The organism is Pseudarthrobacter sp. S3, from assembly GCF_050156905.1.
Taxonomy (GTDB): Bacteria; Actinomycetota; Actinomycetes; order Actinomycetales; family Micrococcaceae; genus Arthrobacter.
Window position 1 is genome coordinate 1,041,186 of sequence record NZ_CP189583.1, and the last position, 16,205, is coordinate 1,057,390.

17 protein-coding genes are annotated in these 16,205 nt (G+C 64.1%); 6 read left to right on the top strand and 11 right to left on the bottom strand.

What is annotated here, in order from left to right; all coding sequences use genetic code 11:
* Positions 1–10 precede the first annotated feature (10 nt).
* Positions 11–1,666: a HAMP domain-containing sensor histidine kinase gene (locus ACQCSV_RS05075; protein ID WP_354154161.1), complete on the bottom strand. Its 1,656-nt coding sequence runs from the start codon at positions 1,664–1,666 to the stop codon at positions 11–13.
* 100 nt (positions 1,667–1,766) lie between these two features.
* Here ACQCSV_RS05075 and ACQCSV_RS05080 point away from each other — a divergent pair, with 100 nt between their 5' ends.
* Entirely contained in the window at positions 1,767–2,540 is a 774-nt protein-coding gene (locus ACQCSV_RS05080) for a response regulator transcription factor (protein WP_354154160.1), read from the top strand.
* Here ACQCSV_RS05080 and ACQCSV_RS05085 read toward each other — a convergent pair.
* The 3 genes from ACQCSV_RS05085 to ACQCSV_RS05095 form a co-directional block, all read right to left on the bottom strand.
* The gene (locus tag ACQCSV_RS05085; protein WP_354154159.1) at positions 2,513–2,923 is read right to left on the bottom strand and encodes an Hpt domain-containing protein; all 411 of its coding nucleotides are present in this window, start codon (positions 2,921–2,923) and stop codon (positions 2,513–2,515) included. The two genes, ACQCSV_RS05080 and ACQCSV_RS05085, sit on opposite strands and share 28 nt — an antisense overlap.
* Positions 2,924–3,128: 205 nt before the next feature.
* Entirely contained in the window at positions 3,129–3,605 is a 477-nt protein-coding gene (locus ACQCSV_RS05090; RefSeq protein WP_354154158.1) for a very short patch repair endonuclease, read from the bottom strand.
* Between the two features lie 19 nt (positions 3,606–3,624).
* Positions 3,625–4,059 carry a pyridoxamine 5'-phosphate oxidase family protein gene (locus ACQCSV_RS05095; RefSeq protein WP_354154157.1) on the bottom strand — a complete coding sequence of 145 codons (435 nt, stop codon included), beginning with the start codon at positions 4,057–4,059 and terminating at the stop codon, positions 3,625–3,627.
* Positions 4,060–4,329: 270 nt separating this feature from the next.
* Between ACQCSV_RS05095 and ACQCSV_RS05100 the strand changes: the two genes are divergently transcribed.
* The 3 genes from ACQCSV_RS05100 to ACQCSV_RS05110 all read left to right on the top strand — a co-directional run bounded on the left by ACQCSV_RS05100 (position 4,330) and on the right by ACQCSV_RS05110 (position 7,120).
* A complete protein-coding gene (locus ACQCSV_RS05100) occupies positions 4,330–4,950 on the top strand; it encodes a DUF6318 family protein (RefSeq protein WP_426939527.1) in 621 nt (206 codons plus the stop codon).
* A gap of 35 nt (positions 4,951–4,985) precedes the next feature.
* Positions 4,986–5,894: a PKD domain-containing protein gene (locus tag ACQCSV_RS05105; protein WP_426939231.1), complete on the top strand. Its 909-nt coding sequence runs from the start codon at positions 4,986–4,988 to the stop codon at positions 5,892–5,894.
* A 155-nt stretch (positions 5,895–6,049) separates the two neighbouring features.
* Positions 6,050–7,120 (top strand): alkene reductase, encoded by a 1,071-nt coding sequence (locus ACQCSV_RS05110; RefSeq protein WP_426939232.1) that lies wholly within the window; start codon positions 6,050–6,052, stop codon positions 7,118–7,120.
* A gap of 215 nt (positions 7,121–7,335) precedes the next feature.
* On the opposite strand, the gene ACQCSV_RS05115 is transcribed toward ACQCSV_RS05110, so the two are convergent.
* On the bottom strand, positions 7,336–7,632 hold the full coding sequence (locus tag ACQCSV_RS05115) for a hypothetical protein (RefSeq protein WP_354154153.1): 297 nt from the start codon (positions 7,630–7,632) through the stop codon (positions 7,336–7,338).
* A 138-nt stretch (positions 7,633–7,770) separates the two neighbouring features.
* On the opposite strand from ACQCSV_RS05115, the gene ACQCSV_RS05120 reads away from it, so the two are divergent.
* Positions 7,771–10,236 carry a Tex family protein gene (locus tag ACQCSV_RS05120; RefSeq protein ID WP_426939233.1) on the top strand — a complete coding sequence of 822 codons (2,466 nt, stop codon included), beginning with the start codon at positions 7,771–7,773 and terminating at the stop codon, positions 10,234–10,236.
* Between the two features lie 55 nt (positions 10,237–10,291).
* Here the strand turns inward: ACQCSV_RS05120 and ACQCSV_RS05125 are convergent, their stop codons facing one another.
* The 5 genes from ACQCSV_RS05125 to ACQCSV_RS05145 form a co-directional block, all read right to left on the bottom strand.
* Positions 10,292–11,032: a YqjF family protein gene (locus ACQCSV_RS05125; RefSeq protein WP_426939528.1), complete on the bottom strand. Its 741-nt coding sequence runs from the start codon at positions 11,030–11,032 to the stop codon at positions 10,292–10,294.
* A gap of 42 nt (positions 11,033–11,074) precedes the next feature.
* Entirely contained in the window at positions 11,075–11,458 is a 384-nt protein-coding gene (locus ACQCSV_RS05130; protein WP_282330909.1) for a DUF1622 domain-containing protein, read from the bottom strand.
* A gap of 60 nt (positions 11,459–11,518) precedes the next feature.
* The gene (locus ACQCSV_RS05135) at positions 11,519–12,379 is read right to left on the bottom strand and encodes an SDR family oxidoreductase (RefSeq protein WP_426939234.1); all 861 of its coding nucleotides are present in this window, start codon (positions 12,377–12,379) and stop codon (positions 11,519–11,521) included.
* A gap of 48 nt (positions 12,380–12,427) precedes the next feature.
* The gene (locus ACQCSV_RS05140; protein WP_354222592.1) at positions 12,428–13,330 is read right to left on the bottom strand and encodes a nuclease-related domain-containing protein; all 903 of its coding nucleotides are present in this window, start codon (positions 13,328–13,330) and stop codon (positions 12,428–12,430) included.
* A 116-nt stretch (positions 13,331–13,446) separates the two neighbouring features.
* The gene (locus ACQCSV_RS05145; protein ID WP_354154150.1) at positions 13,447–14,361 is read right to left on the bottom strand and encodes an MSMEG_6728 family protein; all 915 of its coding nucleotides are present in this window, start codon (positions 14,359–14,361) and stop codon (positions 13,447–13,449) included.
* 251 nt (positions 14,362–14,612) lie between these two features.
* On the opposite strand from ACQCSV_RS05145, the gene ACQCSV_RS05150 reads away from it, so the two are divergent.
* Positions 14,613–15,149, top strand: coding sequence for a hypothetical protein (locus ACQCSV_RS05150; protein WP_354183889.1), 537 nt, complete (start codon positions 14,613–14,615; stop codon positions 15,147–15,149).
* Between the two features lie 196 nt (positions 15,150–15,345).
* Here ACQCSV_RS05150 and ACQCSV_RS05155 read toward each other — a convergent pair whose 3' ends face one another.
* Positions 15,346–16,023 carry a transglycosylase family protein gene (locus ACQCSV_RS05155; RefSeq protein ID WP_426939235.1) on the bottom strand — a complete coding sequence of 226 codons (678 nt, stop codon included), beginning with the start codon at positions 16,021–16,023 and terminating at the stop codon, positions 15,346–15,348.
* Positions 16,024–16,205 lie beyond the last annotated feature (182 nt).

Below are 16,205 nucleotides of genomic sequence, written 5' to 3' on the forward strand. Positions count from 1 at the left end.
TCCAGGAAACCTAGACCGGCATCCGGAACGTGAACGTGGTGCCCTGTCCCAGTTTGCTTTCCACCTGGATGGTTCCGCCGTGGGCTTCCACGATGGCCTTGCTGATGGGCAGGCCCAGGCCTACACCGGGAATCGATGTATGGCGGACGTTGCTGGTCCGGAAGAACTTGGCGAACACCTGGGCCTGGTCGTTGGCGCTCATGCCCATGCCCGTATCACTGACCCGGCAGGCGAGGTGGCCGTCGTCGTGCTCCAACGACACCACCACGTTCCCGCCGTCGGGCGAATATTTGATCGCGTTGGAGACCAGATTGTCCAGCACCTGGGAGATGCGGGGGCCGTCCACATGGGCATCCAGCCGCGCTGGCGTGTCGGCTGTCAGCGCCACGCGGGAGACGTCGGCCCTGGGCATCGCGGCGGACACGCTGGCACGCACCAGTTCAGCGACGTCGACGGCGTGTGGGGTCACGATCAGTTGCCCGTTTCTGGTGGCTAGGAGGTCGGACACCAAGGTGAGAAGCCGTTCAGAATTGCGCCTGATGATGTTCAGCGGTTCCAGTTGGTCGTTGCCGGGATCGTCCTCCAGGAGGAGTTCCACGTAGCCCAGGATGGAGGTCAGCGGGGTCCTGAATTCGTGGGACACGCTGGCGACGAAATCATCCTTGGCCGCCAGGGCGTCCACCAGGTCTGTCACGTCGCTGAACACGATTACCGAGCCGGCGAACGTTCCGTCCGGGTCCGTCATGGCCCGGGCGCTCGTAGTGATGGCCCGCTGTTCCGTGCCTGCGCCCAGCCAGACAAGGTAGTCGGTGAAGGTCTCGCCGAGGACAGCCCTGCGCACAGGTCGGTCCTCCACCGGGACAGGGGTGGTACGGTCCGCGGCGAAGACCAGCAGCTGGGACTCGTTCGGATCATCGATGTCCTTTGGGCGGGCCAGTTCGTGGTTGGCGCGCTGTTTCCGGTTCATCAGGATGTCGTGGCCGTCTGCGTCGACGGCGAGGACGCCCAGGTGCACAGTGTCCAGAACGGAGTTGAGTAAAGCCTCCTGTCTCCTGGTGCCGAGCAGGCTGGCTTGGAGCTGTTTATCTTTCTCTTCCAGGATCCGTTGCTGCCGCGTCATGCTCAGGGTCAACACGCTGACTGATACGCCGATTCCGAGCATCATGACAGGGAGGAGAAGGGGCTTGACCAGGGTAGGGCCAGACACATCTAGGCGAATCAGCAGCGGAACCCAGATCATGGCCAATGGCACGAAGAAGGACAACCACAGGGAAGTCCGGGGATAGTAGCCTGAGGCACATAGCCAGATGACGGGGAAGACTGCCAACAGACTGATTCCGGCCAGGCTCTCCTGCCCGCCTTCCCGGCCCACGCCGATGGAGGCGAAATCCAACAGCGGGACAACCAGGAAGCTAGTGTACGGCAGGCGGTCCCACGGCACCACGTAGCACAGCACCATGAGGGCCAGCTGGGAGAAGAGGAACGCCACGAATAGCGCGTTGTCCATGGTCCGGGGGAAAAACGCCGACACGAGGACCACGGCCAGCAGTGTGGTTATGAAAAGCGGCATTTGGCTGAGGGCAACTCTTTCCGTCAGCCGGTATTCATGGAAGGGTTTCCGGAAAAACCTAAGGTGGCCCGCGGCCCACGTTGCGGGTTCAGTCATGAACGTCGGCCTGAAGTGGGAGGATAGGGGAATACATACCAGCAGGATATCGGCAGCGGGCTATACTTCTCACGTTGTCAAGCTGGTTGAGGGGACTGGTATGAGTGAAGCACGAGTTGGTCTGGTCATCGAAGACGATCAGGATATCCGGGAGTTGGTACGGGCGGTCCTGACGCAGGCGGGTTTTGACGTCACAGTGGCGGGCAGCGGATTCGAAGGGGTCAAGGCTGCCAGAACCTTGAATCCAGACGTCATAACACTTGATTTGGGACTGCCGGATATCGACGGATTCGAGGTCTCCCGCCAGATCCGCGAGTTTTCGGATGCCTACATAGTGATGCTCACGGCACGGGCTGAAGAACTGGACACTTTGATCGGCCTCGAGTCCGGGGCTGACGACTACCTCACCAAGCCCTTCCGCCCACGTGAGCTCCGCGCGCGGATCGCGGCGATGATGCGCCGCCCCCGAGCGCTTCCGGACGCGGGGGAGAGCGCCCCTCCAGTATCTGATCGCCCGGTCGACCTCGGCACTGGCAGCGGAAACGGTCATTACAGCCACAATGGCTTGGATCTGAACTACGCCTCACGGTCTGTCGCTGTGGACGGCCAGGAGCTCAACCTGACGCGGACGGAGTTTGAACTCCTCTATGCCTTGCTCGAGGCGGGCCGGACTGTCCGGACCAAATCGGATTTGGTGCGTCGGCTCCGGGACGAGGATTACGACGTCGGAAGTTACATCAGCGAAGCGGACGAACGTTCGGTGGAGGTGCACATGGGCAACCTCCGGAAGAAGCTTGGTGATTCACCGCAGCAACCGCGCTGGCTGCAGACGGTCCGCGGTGTGGGTTACCGGTTGGCACCAGGCGGGCGCTGAGCCTGGAGCCGGTACAGGGTCTGGCGGCTGCACTGGTTGATCGGCCGGAGGTAGTTGGCGGCCAGTTGCGGCAGTGCAACGGATGGTTCCGCGCGCGGTGACTCTTCCCGGATGGAACGTTCAAGGGCCATGGCCAGCCCCGCCAGCCGTTCGGCGCCCACCATTTGGCTCGAAGTCTTGAGGCTCAGGACCGCGTCCACCGCCCCGTCCAGGTCTCCCGTGGTGAGAGCGAGCCGCAGCTTGCCGATCCGCAACGGCAGGCAGTCGATGAAGTTTCCCACGAACATGCTGCAGTAGCCCTCGTCTTCGTCGAGTTCGACGCGTAGCCGGTCAAGGACGGAGGGATCTACCAGGGGGCGCCCTGCGTCGTCGGATGGAGCCATGTCCGTCCCTTCCGCTCGCGACTGCCGCCCGGGTAGGGGGCTGTGACTTGGGTTTGTGTCCACTTTCAGCGTAAATCTGTTCCCTGAAGATGCAGCCGTCCGGGACAAGGACTGCGGGATTCCTGAGGAAAATGCGGGTTTTTCATAGGAGCTCATCTTTGCTGGTGCCGATCAATTCGCGAGGCGGCAAAGGCTCAAGATTGCCTCAACTTCCGGCTGGCATTGTTTGCCTGCTGTGGGCTTGTCTGGCGTCGGCTTGCCGGGCACCGAGGAACTCCACAAGGTGGGCTTCGAGGGCGGAGCCGTCCTTCAACTCGCACTCCCACACGGTGAGGACCTCCCAGCCGGCGGCCATCAACTGTTGGCGCTGGTCGGCGTCGCGGTTTCTGGTGCGGGTGCGCTTGGCTTGCCAGAAGGCGGCGTTCGCTTTTGGCGCGTGCTGGCCTACCCGGCAGTGGTGGAAGTGCCAGAAGCAGCCGTTGATGAAGATGACCTTTCGACGGCCTGCGAATACCAGGTCCGGGCGACCGGGCAGTCGACTTTTGCCTGCCTTGCCGTGCAGGCGGTAGCGGTAGCCTTTGGCGTGGAGGAGGCGGCGCACCAGCAGTTCCGGCTTGGTGTTCGTGCCCTTGATGCGGGACATGTTCCAGCTGCGCTGCTCGGGAGTGAGCATGTCCGCCATGATTCCAGTCTAGGAGCTCCTAGATTTCGCGCTCCGGCTGGTCGCCCAGTTCAAAATGGCGGCCGCTGACGGACGTCGGCACGATTTCCACGTAGAAATCCTTTAGCGTCGGCACCCAGGATTTCAGGCCAATTTCCTCGACGGCGGCGAGCTCCGTTGAGTTGGCCAGGACGCGCGCCGTGCCCCGGAGGACTACCGACCACGCCTCATCTGAGAGAATACCGTCCGTTTCGAGCAGCACGCGGGAGTTGATGGTGAGCTGCGCCAGCTTGTTGCCTGGCGCGGTGCGGAGGTAGATTTTCCGGTCCGAGGTCAGGTAGTTGACGGGAAAGATATCCGGTTCGCCGGCCACAGAGACCACCAGCCGGCCGTGCTTTGTTGCGTCCAGGAGTTTCCAGGACTGCTCGTCGTCGAGCTCAAGAACGGGGTTGCCATCTGCGTGCGTAAACATCATGCACGCCATTCTTCTACGTTCGGTAGAAGAATTCTAGGGTTTTGGCGCGGAGATTCTGCACCAGGGTCCTGGCGTGCGATTGTCCGTGTGACTTTTTATTGGTCCTTGGCGGTGGTAGAACCGATGGCGGGTGGCTGTGGATAACTTTCATCGCTCAAATGTGTCCTGGGCTACCCTTAAGGTCATTGTTCGGAGCGAAACGTCTTGAAACTATCGGGGGATTAGCTGCCCATGACATCGCACATCACTTCCACGGCCAGGCGTTTGCGCATGCACTTTGTTGCTGCTGTTGCCGTGTCCGCTTTGCTTTTGACCGGATGTAACCCGGGTGGCGATCCTGGGGGCACCTCGTCCGAGGCTCCGACCGCGAGCTCCACGGCCAGCCCTAGCCCCAGCCCAACCCCGACGGCGACTCCGGTCTATGTGCCGGCTTCGGCTAGCGGCCGTGCTCAGAATGTGCCGGTGCCGGTGCTGCCCGAGGTCGCAAAGACGGAGACGAAAGAGGGTGCTATCGCGTTCGCCCGCTACTGGTTCGAGGTCCTTAGCTATTCCTATGAGACGGGAGAGCTTTCACTTCATGAAAGCCTGACACCTCAAACATGCGCGCCATGCCAAAAGTCCTCGGAGGCGATTAGAGCTTGGCATTCCGAAGGCAGGTGGATGGTCGGAGGACAGATCAGCACGCCCGCGGTAGATACGACGTTCTCCCGTGATGAAGCTGGGAAATACAAGGTCTCTGTCCAAGTCCATCAGACTCCACTGTCATATGTCCGCGCAGACGGGACAGTTGCGCATACCGACCCGCAAGGTGCAGACCAGGGCAACTTGCTAATCATTTCGTACAGCTCCAATTCGTGGCGGCTGGACGAAGTCGGAAGCATAGTTGGATAAGAGTGCGTACCGGTCGACCGCTTGGATATCACGGAATGGTACTTACCGCGTGGCTGCTCGTAACGCTCTCTGCATTACCAGCTCACGGTGCCGGTAATGACGATCCTGAATTTAATGGCGCTTGGACACCGGACTCAGCCGGCATCGGCGGTTATGTGTGGGACGCCGAGGCCAACGACTTTGTTCAGCAAGCACCCGGGGCCCCAATTTTGGATCCCAACAACTATAAGTACGAACTCCAGTGCCACCTTGGCGGGGGCGACTTCGATTCTGTGTGCTTACGTGATCAGGTTGAGTGCACGAACGGGCCGGACGGCGAAGACGGAATCCCGGTCATCTGGTATTCCATACCGCGAGGCGTTCCTGGAGCCGTCTGGGCAATCCATTCGGGCCCAACTTGCCTCTACGACGCCAAACCCGAGGACCTCCTGCCGCGTATAGCCGCCCAGATCCAACAGCAGTTCGAGAGCCTCCCGATCAACGCCGGAGCCGTTGTCGCGCAGCCCAGCCCAAACACGCTCCGCGGTGCTGAGACGAACTTCTACGCCGACGCGTCCCAGCAACAGTTCGACGTGACGATGTTCGGGCAGAAGGTGCACGTTGTCGCGACGCCGGTTCAGTACACCTGGAACTACGGAGACGGAACCGTCTTCGGCCCGCAGCCTTCCATGGGTGGGCCGCTGCCCCAGGACCGCTGGGGTGAAAAGACCCGAACAAGCCACGTCTACGCGGACACGGGCGACTTCCAGGTTGTCCTCACAGCGTCCTTCCAAGGCACGTATTCCGTGAACAACGGACCACCGCTGCCTATACCGGGCCAAGGCCAGTTCAGCGCACCACCGCAGCCCATCAGCGTCTGGCGGTCCATCACACGGAACTATGCCGACGACTGCAACGAGAACCCGCAGGGTCAGGGATGCCCGGGCATCGCATCGCCCCGATAGGACGCCTCCGACGACGCGACTGAGACGGCTGGCAACGGCGCCGGGAAACCCTCGAAGCCGCCCCCGCAAAGAGTGATCCGCGCCTCCATCGGAATACTTGCACGCGCCGGGCAGTTGGGCACAGCAGTACCAATTCACCTCGAAAGGAACTGCGCATGCTGTTTTCCCCCTTGACTCTTGGCGAGCTTGAACTGCCCAACCGCCTGGTCATGGCGCCCCTGACCCGCCTCCGCTCAGGCGAGGACGGTGTTCCGGGTGCCCTGGTCGTGGAGCATTACCGGCAGCGCGCCTCACTGGGACTCATCGTCAGCGAGGGCACGTACCCCAGCCCCGCAGGACGCTCCTACCCGGGTCAGCCCGGTCTGGTCACCACGGAGCAGATTGCTGCCTGGAAGAAGGTCACCGACGCGGTGCACGCTGAAGGCGGCCGGATTTTCGCGCAGATCATGCACGGCGGGCGGGTTTCCCACGCGGACATCACCGGCTGCCACACCATCGTTGGTCCGAGTGCTGTTGCCATCGAGGGTGAGGTCCGCACGCCGTCCGGCAAGCAGCCATACCCCGTCCCGCACGCATTGACCACCGACGAGTTGCCCGTTGTGATGCAGGAAATCGTTGCAGGCTCGGTCAACGCCATTGAAGCAGGATTCGACGGCGTGGAGCTGCACTCGGCCAACGGCTACCTTCTCCACGAATTCCTGGCTCCGAACTCCAACGTCCGGGACGACAGCTACGGCGGTTCGCCGGAAAAGCGAGCCCGCTTTGTGATTGAAACGGTCAACGCCGTGGTGGCCGCTGTGGGTGCGAACCGCGTGGGTATCCGCATCTCGCCGGAGCACGGCGTCCAGGGCATCGCCGAAACGGATGCGGCCGATGTCCGCGCCACGTACGAGGTGCTGGTGGACAGCATTGCGCCGCTCAACCTCGCCTACGTCAGCATCCTGCACCACGAGCCCACCAGCGAGCTGGTCCAGGATCTCCGGGCGCGCTTCAACGGCACCTTCCTGGTGAACTCCGGCTTTGGCACCATCACCACCCGTGAGGAAGCAGCCGCGCTGGTGGCCGACGGACATGCGGACGCGGTGGTGGTGGGGCGGCCCGCCATTGCCAACCCGGACCTCGCGCGTCGCTGGAAGGAAAGCCTTCCGCTGAACGAGCCGGACCCGTCCACCTTCTATGCTGACGGCTCCATAGGCTACACGGATTACCCCGCGTATTCGGCTTAGCGGTCAATTTTCGCCTTGACCGGAGCTTAACGACGACGGCGGCACCCGGCTTGGGTGCCGCCGTCGTTGGCTGCTCGGTGTGCTGTCCCGGCAGCCCGCGCCAATAGGCCATCCGACGGCTGTTTTGGCTCATTTTCTACGTTGGCCCGCCCAGATTCACAAGTGCTGAGCGGTAACTTCAGAATACTCCAGCGAATGGATTATTGCTAGGAAAACTATAAATACGCCTCCCGGCCCGTCCCCTCGCGCATCACCAGCTTGTCATCCTGAATGGAGACGAGCAGGCTTTTGGGCTTTCCGCTGACTTTGGTGATGGCTTTCAGGCCCCGGTTGGTGACTTCCACACCTACCTGCGCCCCTTTCGCGGGAAGCTCCACGGATGTTTCATAGGCTTCCCCCAGCAGCGGGTTGGTGGACACCCCCATATCGCGGCGGACCTCCTTGCCGTTGACCATGACGGTGATGTTGGCCTCGTCGAATCCTTCCTGAAAGACGATGAGCAGTTCCCGCATGGTGGGCCTCTTCCTCGAAGTGATTGCCTTTGGCGGCATATCAACTACAGCACTTCGCGGCCCGGAGCGGAATACCCCGGCCGGCTGCCCGGCAGAGCGTCGCTGGAGACCATCAGGCCCGTAGGGCAAAATGTTCAGGTGACCCAACTCCCGCACGTCCCGTCCGCCTCCTCGTCTGCCTCCACTCCGGACGGGGCCATCCATGCCCAGATCGCCGCCGAGCTTGGCGTGAAGACCTGGCAGGTCAAGGCTGCAGTAGACCTGCTCGACGGCGGGTCCACCGTTCCGTTCATCGCCCGGTACCGCAAGGAAGCCACCGGGACGCTCGATGACACGCAGCTGCGCGAGCTCGACGAACGCCTGCGCTACCTCCGCGAACTTGAGGACCGCCGTCGTACTGTCCTCGAAGCGATTGCCGCGCAGGGGATGCTGACCCCCGAACTGCAGGCAGCGATCCTTGTCGCGGACACCAAGTCCCGGTTGGAGGACATCTACCTTCCGTTCAAATCCAAGCGCCGCACCAAGGCCCAGATTGCCCGCGAAGCCGGGCTGGAGCCGCTCGCTGATGCCCTACTGAAGCGTCCCGAGCTGGACCCGGAACGCGAGGCTGCCAGGTACCTGAGTGCCGAACACTCCATTGATGGCGCGGCCGCGGCGCTCGCCGGCGCCCGTTCCATCCTGGTCGAGCGGGTTGCGCAGGATCCGGACCTCGCAGCGACCCTGCGCGAGCGGCTGTGGACGCAGGGGCGGATGGTGTCGCGGGTCAAGAAGGGCAAGGAATCCGACGGGCAGAAGTTCGCCGACTACTTTGACTTCGCCCAGGCGCCCACCGGGATGCCCTCGCACCGAGTGCTTGCGATGCTGCGCGGTGAGAAGGACGGCGTCCTGGAGCTGGATCTCGCCGAGGCGGATCCGAACGACGACGACGCCCTGGCCGCTGCGCGTTCCCGCTATGAATCGGCCGTGGCCAGATGCCTCGGGATCGCCGACCGCGGCCGGCCTGCTGACATGTGGCTGATCCAGACCGCGCAGCTCGCCTGGCGCTCGCGGGTACTGGCCCGGCTGACTGCCGACCTCCGGGGAAGGTTGTTCACGGCCGCCGAGGACGAAGCTGTCCGCGTATTCGCCGCGAACCTGCGTGACGTACTCCTGGCGGCACCCGCTGGAAACCGCGCCACTCTTGGGCTGGACCCGGGACTGCGGACCGGCGTGAAAGTTGCCGTTGTGGACGGCACGGGCAAAGTGGTGGCCACCGACACCGTGTACCCGCACGCGCCTGCCCGGAAGTGGGACGAGGCCCTCGCAACGTTGGTGCGGCTGGCCCAGAAGCACAAGGTAGAACTGGTGGCCATCGGCAACGGAACCGCGTCCCGGGAGACGGACAAGCTTGCCGCGGAACTGATCAAGCTGCTGCCGGCCGCGGATGCGAAACTGCAGAAACTGGTGGTTTCCGAGGCTGGGGCGTCGGTGTACTCCGCGTCGGCGCTGGCCTCGGCGGAGCTGCCGGGCATGGATGTGTCCCTGCGCGGGGCCGTTTCCATTGCGCGGCGGCTGCAGGACCCGCTGGCGGAATTGGTGAAGATCGATCCCAAGTCCATCGGCGTGGGGCAGTACCAGCACGACGTCACTGCAGCGAAGCTGGACCGCAGCCTGGACGCGGTGGTCGAGGACTGCGTGAACGCTGTCGGCGTTGACGTGAACACGGCGTCGCCGGCGCTGCTGAGCCGTGTGGCCGGCGTAGGGCCGTTGCTGAGCGAGAACATTGTGGCCTACCGGAACGAACACGGGCCGTTTGCCAAGCGCAGCGAACTGAAGAAGGTGCCCCGACTGGGTGCGAAGGCGTTTGAGCAGTGCGCAGGCTTCCTGCGGATCACCGGGGGAGCAGAACCTTTGGACGCGTCGAGCGTGCACCCCGAGGCGTATCCGATTGCCCGGAAAATCCTGGTTGCGGCTGGCTCTGCGCCGGCGTCGTCCCTGGACCCGCGGGCCTTCGTGGACGGAACGTTTGGCCTTCCCACCGTCCAGGACATCCTGGCCGAGCTGGACAAGCCCGGCCGCGACCCGCGGCCAGCCTTTGCCGCGGCGACGTTCTCCGAGGGCATCGAAAAAATCTCCGACCTCAAGCCCGGCATGGTGCTCGAGGGGACGGTGACCAACGTTGCTGCGTTCGGCGCCTTCGTTGACCTGGGAGTGCACCAGGACGGCCTTATACACGTGTCCGCCCTGGCCAACCGCTTCATCTCCGACCCGCGCGAAGTGGTCAAGTCGGGGCAGGTTGTGCGCGTGAAGGTGCTGGAGGCCGATCCGGAGCGGAAACGAATTTCCCTGACGTTGAGGCTCGACGACGAGCTGCCGCCCTCGGGCGGCAACCAGCGGGGAAACGAGGGCCAGCGTGGCGGGCGGAACGCAGGCCACCGTGACAGCGGCTCCGGCGGCGCGCGACGGCCCGGCGCCTCCGGTGGGCCCCGCCCCCGCAGCCAGAACGTTGAACCGGGACGGGGATCGTCCGGCAAACGTCCCGACAATCGGCCTCAGGCCAGCATTCCGGCTCCTGTCGATACAGCCATGGCTGAGGCGCTTCGCAAGGCCGGCCTCGGCAAGTAACCTGTCATGCTGGCTGGACGCCTAGCACCGGTAGCGGCGGGGCCAGCCAAAGCTGCTAAGGAAGCAGCACGCGGGGGCGCCCGAACTGGGTCCGAACTCCGGGGGAGAAGAGGACAGAGTCAGGGGGACCGGACACATTGATTCCGGCGGCGCTGATCAATTCGTCGTTGAGTCTTGTCACCTCGGCCCGGTGAAGGGGCCACGCCGCATGCGTGTTGGGAACGTACAGCGTGCGGCGCCCGATGGTGGTGTGGAGGCCGAACCTCGCTGTCAGGTGAACGGACAGCGGATCGGCAGCGACGGTGTCCAAATCGGGTACGGCGCCGAAGTCGCTCCGGGCCCCGTCCCTGAACCGGCGGACAGTGAAGCCGATGGAGTCATCTATCGCCGACCGACGGAAGCCCGCGCGGGACCAGACGTAGGGGATTCCCGCCGCCCGGGCCGCCAGGACCACAGCGAGCCGGTTGGCGTCCAGGCTCAGGAACACCACGCCTCGGGTGCCATCCGGTTCTCGGGAGTAAAGACGGACATTGATCTCGTTGAAGTCCCCGAAGAAGGGTATCGCGGGACCGCTGCCGAGCCCGGCCTTCCGCATGCGGAAACCTATCAGGCCCACCCACGACGAGCCGTCGAAGACGTCAGGTACCACCCCGGGCGGCATGAAGTGTGCTGCCTCGGCTTCAGGCAGACGCCAGTGCAGGAACAAGGCATCAGTCCAACGCTGGTCCATGATGATGGGCCCCGGTAGTTGGGGCGCGTCCGGCCAAGGATCCAGCTCGTTCGCGTGGGAAATCATCACTACTGCTGTCCTCCTTACTGTCTTTCCGCTGGTGGGGGCTTATGCGTCCGTTCGCGCCGTACCCGCGGGTGCTTTCTGCCACGGCCATCGTCCCGTGATTTCCAGCTCCAGCGAGAAGCTCAGGAACGTACGGATGAGGACGATGATGGCCAACACCCCGACGCTCTCGAAGGTGGGCGTCACGGCTACCGTCCGGATGATGTCGGCGGCCACCAGGAGCTCCAGGCCCAGCAGGATGGACCGCCCCAGCAGTTGCCGATAAGCGCGGTATACCGTCAGCTTCTCGGCCCCGGCCGGCAGTTTTCGCGGCTGATAACCGCGTAGGGCCATCGGAATGGACACCACAGCGCCGATAACCATCACGGATACCCCCGCCAAGTCCATGAATTTACCCACGGCCTCGATGATCTGCTGGAAATCCACCCTGCTCCTCGTGTGTAACGTGCCTGCCACCCCTTGGAAGAGGTGCCTTACGACAGCAGCCTACGGGTGGCGGACTCCAGTTCCGGCAAAGACCTCGCGGTAGCCCTCACGGAAGGTTGGATAGGCGAACTGGAAACCCGTGGACCGAAGCAGCGCGTTGCTGCAGCGTTTGTTGCCCCCGCGGGCTTCGCCTGCCGGACCGACTGGCGGTTCCGGATAGCCCATTTCGGCGGCCAGGAACCGCAGCACGTCCCCAAGTTCGGCGGGAGAGTTGTCCACACCGACATATACCGGCGCGGGCATAGCTTCCATGCAGGTCAGGCGCACCATCGCAGCAGCGGCGTCGTCCCGGTGGATCCGGTTGGTAAAGCGTGGCTCGTCGGGAACCACGGCATTCCCCCCGCGGACCTGATCAATCAAACGGGTCCGGCCCGGACCATAAATCCCGCCAAGCCGCAGCACAACGGGCGAAGTGCCCGTGCCGCGCAACCGCGAAACCAGGAGTTCCTCCGCTTCGAGGAGGATGCGTCCCGAGAAACTGCCAGGCGCCGCCGTCGTACTCTCGTCAACCCAGCCACCGGCGGCGTCCCCGTAAACAGCGGTGGAGGACACAAAAAGTACCCGGCGCGGCGTCACGCCGTCGCGCTCCAGGGCGTCCAGGACGTGCGTCAGCCCGTCCACATAGGCGGCCCGGTAGGCCGCTTCCGTGGGTGAGTCGGCCGCTACGGCCACGACGACGGCCGTAGCGTCCGCCGGGACGGTGGGTAGGTCCGTGGAGACCAGGTCCGCTGCCACGCCTTCGATCGCAGAGGGAAGTTTCTCGGGCGAACGGCGCCAGCCCACCACCCGGTGTCCGGCCGCGGCGAAGCGCAGGCCCGCTTCGGTGCCCAGATCGCCGCAGCCGGCCAAGAGAATCGTCATGGTGAAAGTCTGCCACTCCCACCGTCGTGACTCGCATTCGCGGCTTGATCAGGGCGCTGGAAGGGTGGAAACTACCGCTGGCGCGGGAACCGGGACTCTCTGCGGCTGGTGCGAAAGTTGTGAGAGCACGTTGGAGAGCACACCGAGAGCGACAATGATCAGTGCCAGCCGAAAGAGCACCCCCAGGCAGCTCGTCCTTTTCCTGCGTGCAGGCTTTGGTCGAGCGCTAACTGGAGGGCGTATGGTGCGTGGGTCATCGGAGGGGTCGCGTGCAGTGCGCCACCGTGCCAAGGATGTGGCAGGGCCTGCAGCATGCATGATATCCGAAGGCCCAGTCGGAACACTTCCAGTGGTTAGAAGCGGTGGACTTGACGTTCCGGCAAGCAGGTTGGTCAGGAATTGGTGAATGGCTTCGACTGTGTTCGCATCAAGCACGGCCGGCACAGCACCTATGGCGCGGCATACGGTGTCGATGCCCTGGACCCGCGCACCGCTGGCGGTGGTGCCCTGCAGATCGGGTTGTCCAACCATGCACAGCCACGCTTGAACGTAGCGGCGGTGCCGCGGTTCCAGGAGGGCTGCCACCGCTGAGCACTGCTCTACCACCCCGGAGACTTCACTCTCGCGTGAGTAACCGTTTTGCCGCAGGACGCCGCTCCGGATCTGGACGTCACCGGACCAGTTCTTTGCATCGATCACGATAACGCCGCCCGGGCCTATCAGGACATGGTCCAGATTGGCTTTGGGGCGTCCGGGCCAATGCACGTCATGAAGGGCCATCCAGCCCTGGGGCTGCAACGTTTCCAGGATCGCCGCAACACGGGCTTCACCCGCGGCACCCGCGGCCCACGCCCGTTCCGCCCGTTCTGCGTGCTCGAGTTGCCGTCGCAGTTTGGCCGCTCGTTCCGCCGCCATCCGCGCCTGCTCAGCCGCGCCGCCGCCTGCCCCCATTTTCGCCCCCAAGCCCGTTGGTGCCTACTGACAGCACTCGAGGCCTACTTTAGGCGAAAAGTCGCGCGCGGGGAGCAGGCAGGCCTCCTCAGGGGCGAGAGGCCGGGCGTGGTGCCTCAGAGAGCGGTAATCGGGAAGAACACCCGGGGGTCCTGCAAAAGCGCGGGGTAATCGAACGCGGACCGGTCAATTACCTCGGTGACGCCGAATGTGCGGCCGAACCGGCCGTCGTCGAGCGTGATGGGACGGCCCAGCACCTGCCCGACGGCGAACTTGGTGCCGTCCTCAAATGAAACGGCAACGGTGGTCTTGCCGGGGAGGGTGGCGAACGCTTCCTCCTGCGCCTGGCGCTTGCGGGTGGGCTTCTTCACGAGCTGCTTGGGCGGCAGCTTGCGCGGCTGCTTGGACGGGCGGCGGGAGCCGTCGTCGACGTAAACGGGGGAGTAGCCATCCTCAGGTGCGGCGGGTGCAACAGCGCCGGCGCGGCGGATCGGAGGCAGTGCCACGGTATCCAGCGTCTGCGGATCGATTTCTGCGTGCGGGTCGCGGAGAATCCAGAGGATGTCGCCGTCGGGTTCTGCCGGATAGAACTCGTGCTTGGGCTCAGGCCAAATGAAGTCCAGGTCCAGGTCGGCGTCAGGAAACACCGTCTTGTAGAACTTTGGTTCCTTGCGGAGCAGCTTCGCGCGGTGGCTCAGGTGGAAATCGGGGTTGCCGAGCCACTCCGGCAGCGGAATCTTGGCCGCGTACTCCGGGTGTGCTGCCTGGGGCGCGAACTCGGTGATGTTGGCGCGGGTATTGTCCGCATGGCCGCGGGAGGTCCATTCGTCCACCATCGCCAGGCCGTACATGGTGAGCGCCGGAACGTGGCCCATCCACATGCGGACGGCGGGGTGGTCCAACCAGCCGTACTCGGGAATCACCAGAGCCCGGAGGGTCTGCAGCGCCTCAACACGCTGCTTGCCAAGCCTGGCGGTGTCCAGTGCTGCGGCACTCTGCCGGAAATCGGGATACGGAAGGAAGGTTTGCATCCCTTCAGTCTGACGGCAGGCGGCGGATGTGCCAATTGCAGTGCCCGGCGCCACACGCGCATGCCCGGTGGCGGGGTCCTGGAACCACAAAGGCGCAACGAAATAGTTCACATAGTGGACCAATACATACAGCGGGTATCGCCAGCCACTAGGATCACCGAAACGCCCCACCGTCCCGGAAGCCCCCAATGACAATTTCTCCTGCTGTGACCACCGGTTCAACGCAGCTGTTTGTGCCCAAGTTCGGGCAGATGCTGGATCCGGAGGCCAAGGGCATCCTGGTCCTTGATGAATTTACCCTTGACCCGGCCGCGGCGCGGACCGAGCAGCACGGTTTTCGTGCGGCCATGGCCTCCGTTGCCCTGACCCTTCGCCGGATCGTTGCGCTGCGGATCGTGATCGCGCTCGTGGCCATCGGCAACCTGCCACTGTTCCTGATGTCCAGCGGCTGGTGGATCTACGCCGTTTCGCTCGCGCTGGTGATCGGTGTGCACCTTGCCGTCTCCTGGCTCAACAAGCACGAGCCCAAAGTGCGCCAGCGCCAGATGCTGGAACTTCACCTGCACCGGGAGAAGAGCGCCAACTACCGCAAGGTCCGCGACGCCGTGAAGTACATGATTGATACCCCCAGCCGCATGAACGAGCACCTCTACCTCGAACTCCTGGCGGCCAAGCGGGTGGCATTGAACCTCGCCCACGGCACGGTGGCCCTGCTGGACACCAGCGATGACGCCGCGTGGAAGGTCCGCATCATCCGAGAGATTCCGGCCGCAAAGGCAGCAGCCTAAGGTAACAGAACGCGGGCTGGCGGCCAGGAAGGTCAGGCGCCTGCCCTCCAGTCAGAACACAACGGACGACGCCGGAGCTCCCCAGTGAGGGGCGCTCCGGCGTCGTTGGTTCCCGGCGTTGCTGCTGCCGGGTTTTGCTGTTTCCGCGGAAAGTCGGTCTGGGGGAAAGTGCGGTTTCCGCGGAAAATGTTGAAGCTTAGGCGGGAAGCTGGAGGACTTGCCCGGAGAACACGAGGTCCGGGTTGGCAATCGTGTCCATGTTGGCGTCCGCGAGGCTCTGCCAGCCGCCCTCGACGCCCAGCTTGTCGGCGACCGTGCTCAAGGTGTCGCCGGGCTCGAGCGTGTAGGTCTCGCCGCTCAGTTCCACGGGCGCGGCGTGCTGCGGAGCGGTGACGGCATCAGCGGGGACCTGTACGGCAGGAGCTTGCTCCACCGGGGCCTGCGCCGGCGCACTCTGGACTGGCGCACTCTGGACCGGCGCACTCTGGACTGGCGCGCTTTGGGGGGTTACCGCCGTCGTGCCCCCTCCGCCGCTCAGGCCGAGCTCCGCGGCGCAGGACGGCCACGCTCCCCAGCCCTGCGATGCCTGGACCTGTTCGGCCACGGCGATCTGCTGTTCACGGCTGGCATCGGCCGCGGAACCGGTGCCGCCGTAGGCAGCCCAGGTTGTGGCGCTGAACTGCAGGCCGCCCGAGTAGCCGTTGCCGGTATTTGTGGCCCAGTTTCCGCCGCTTTCACATTGCGCCAGCGAGTCCCAGGTTGCGCCGTCGGTGGCCGCGTTGGCTGCGGTGACGGAGAGTGCAAGGCCGGCTGCGGAAATGGCGGCGACGGCTACTCCACGGCGTGCGGCAGTACGGATGGTGGTGTTGTTCATGGTGGGATGCTCCTAAAGGCCACCAGCGCTCGGTCCGTCCCCGGAGGTTATTGCGCCACTGCCCGCCCCTGACGATATAGAGGTCAATTTTCGGTGTCTGCCGGCCGGGCAGTTCTGGTGGAGGCAGCACCGGGCATTCATGTCGCCCGAAGAACGGGCTTACATTTCACGCTAGGACATCG

Excerpts from the sequence above, each read along its gene's own strand:
- ACQCSV_RS05150 (WP_354183889.1), top strand. The coding sequence starts at position 14,613 with ATGCTGGATCCGGAGGCCAAGGGCATCCTGGTCCTTGATGAATTTACC.
- ACQCSV_RS05110 (WP_426939232.1), top strand. The coding sequence starts at position 6,050 with ATGCTGTTTTCCCCCTTGACTCTTGGCGAGCTTGAACTGCCCAACCGC.
- ACQCSV_RS05115 (WP_354154153.1), bottom strand. The coding sequence starts at position 7,632 with ATGCGGGAACTGCTCATCGTCTTTCAGGAAGGATTCGACGAGGCCAAC.
- ACQCSV_RS05125 (WP_426939528.1), bottom strand. The coding sequence starts at position 11,032 with ATGATTTCCCACGCGAACGAGCTGGATCCTTGGCCGGACGCGCCCCAA.
- ACQCSV_RS05085 (WP_354154159.1), bottom strand. The coding sequence starts at position 2,923 with ATGGCTCCATCCGACGACGCAGGGCGCCCCCTGGTAGATCCCTCCGTC.
- ACQCSV_RS05105 (WP_426939231.1), top strand. The coding sequence starts at position 4,986 with ATGGTACTTACCGCGTGGCTGCTCGTAACGCTCTCTGCATTACCAGCT.
- ACQCSV_RS05100 (WP_426939527.1), top strand. The coding sequence starts at position 4,330 with ATGCACTTTGTTGCTGCTGTTGCCGTGTCCGCTTTGCTTTTGACCGGA.
- ACQCSV_RS05145 (WP_354154150.1), bottom strand. The coding sequence starts at position 14,361 with ATGCAAACCTTCCTTCCGTATCCCGATTTCCGGCAGAGTGCCGCAGCA.
- ACQCSV_RS05080 (WP_354154160.1), top strand. The coding sequence starts at position 1,767 with ATGAGTGAAGCACGAGTTGGTCTGGTCATCGAAGACGATCAGGATATC.
- ACQCSV_RS05075 (WP_354154161.1), bottom strand. The coding sequence starts at position 1,666 with ATGACTGAACCCGCAACGTGGGCCGCGGGCCACCTTAGGTTTTTCCGG.
- ACQCSV_RS05135 (WP_426939234.1), bottom strand. The coding sequence starts at position 12,379 with ATGACGATTCTCTTGGCCGGCTGCGGCGATCTGGGCACCGAAGCGGGC.
- ACQCSV_RS05090 (WP_354154158.1), bottom strand. The coding sequence starts at position 3,605 with ATGGCGGACATGCTCACTCCCGAGCAGCGCAGCTGGAACATGTCCCGC.
- ACQCSV_RS05155 (WP_426939235.1), bottom strand. The coding sequence starts at position 16,023 with ATGAACAACACCACCATCCGTACTGCCGCACGCCGTGGAGTAGCCGTC.
- ACQCSV_RS05140 (WP_354222592.1), bottom strand. The coding sequence starts at position 13,330 with ATGGGGGCAGGCGGCGGCGCGGCTGAGCAGGCGCGGATGGCGGCGGAA.
- ACQCSV_RS05095 (WP_354154157.1), bottom strand. The coding sequence starts at position 4,059 with ATGATGTTTACGCACGCAGATGGCAACCCCGTTCTTGAGCTCGACGAC.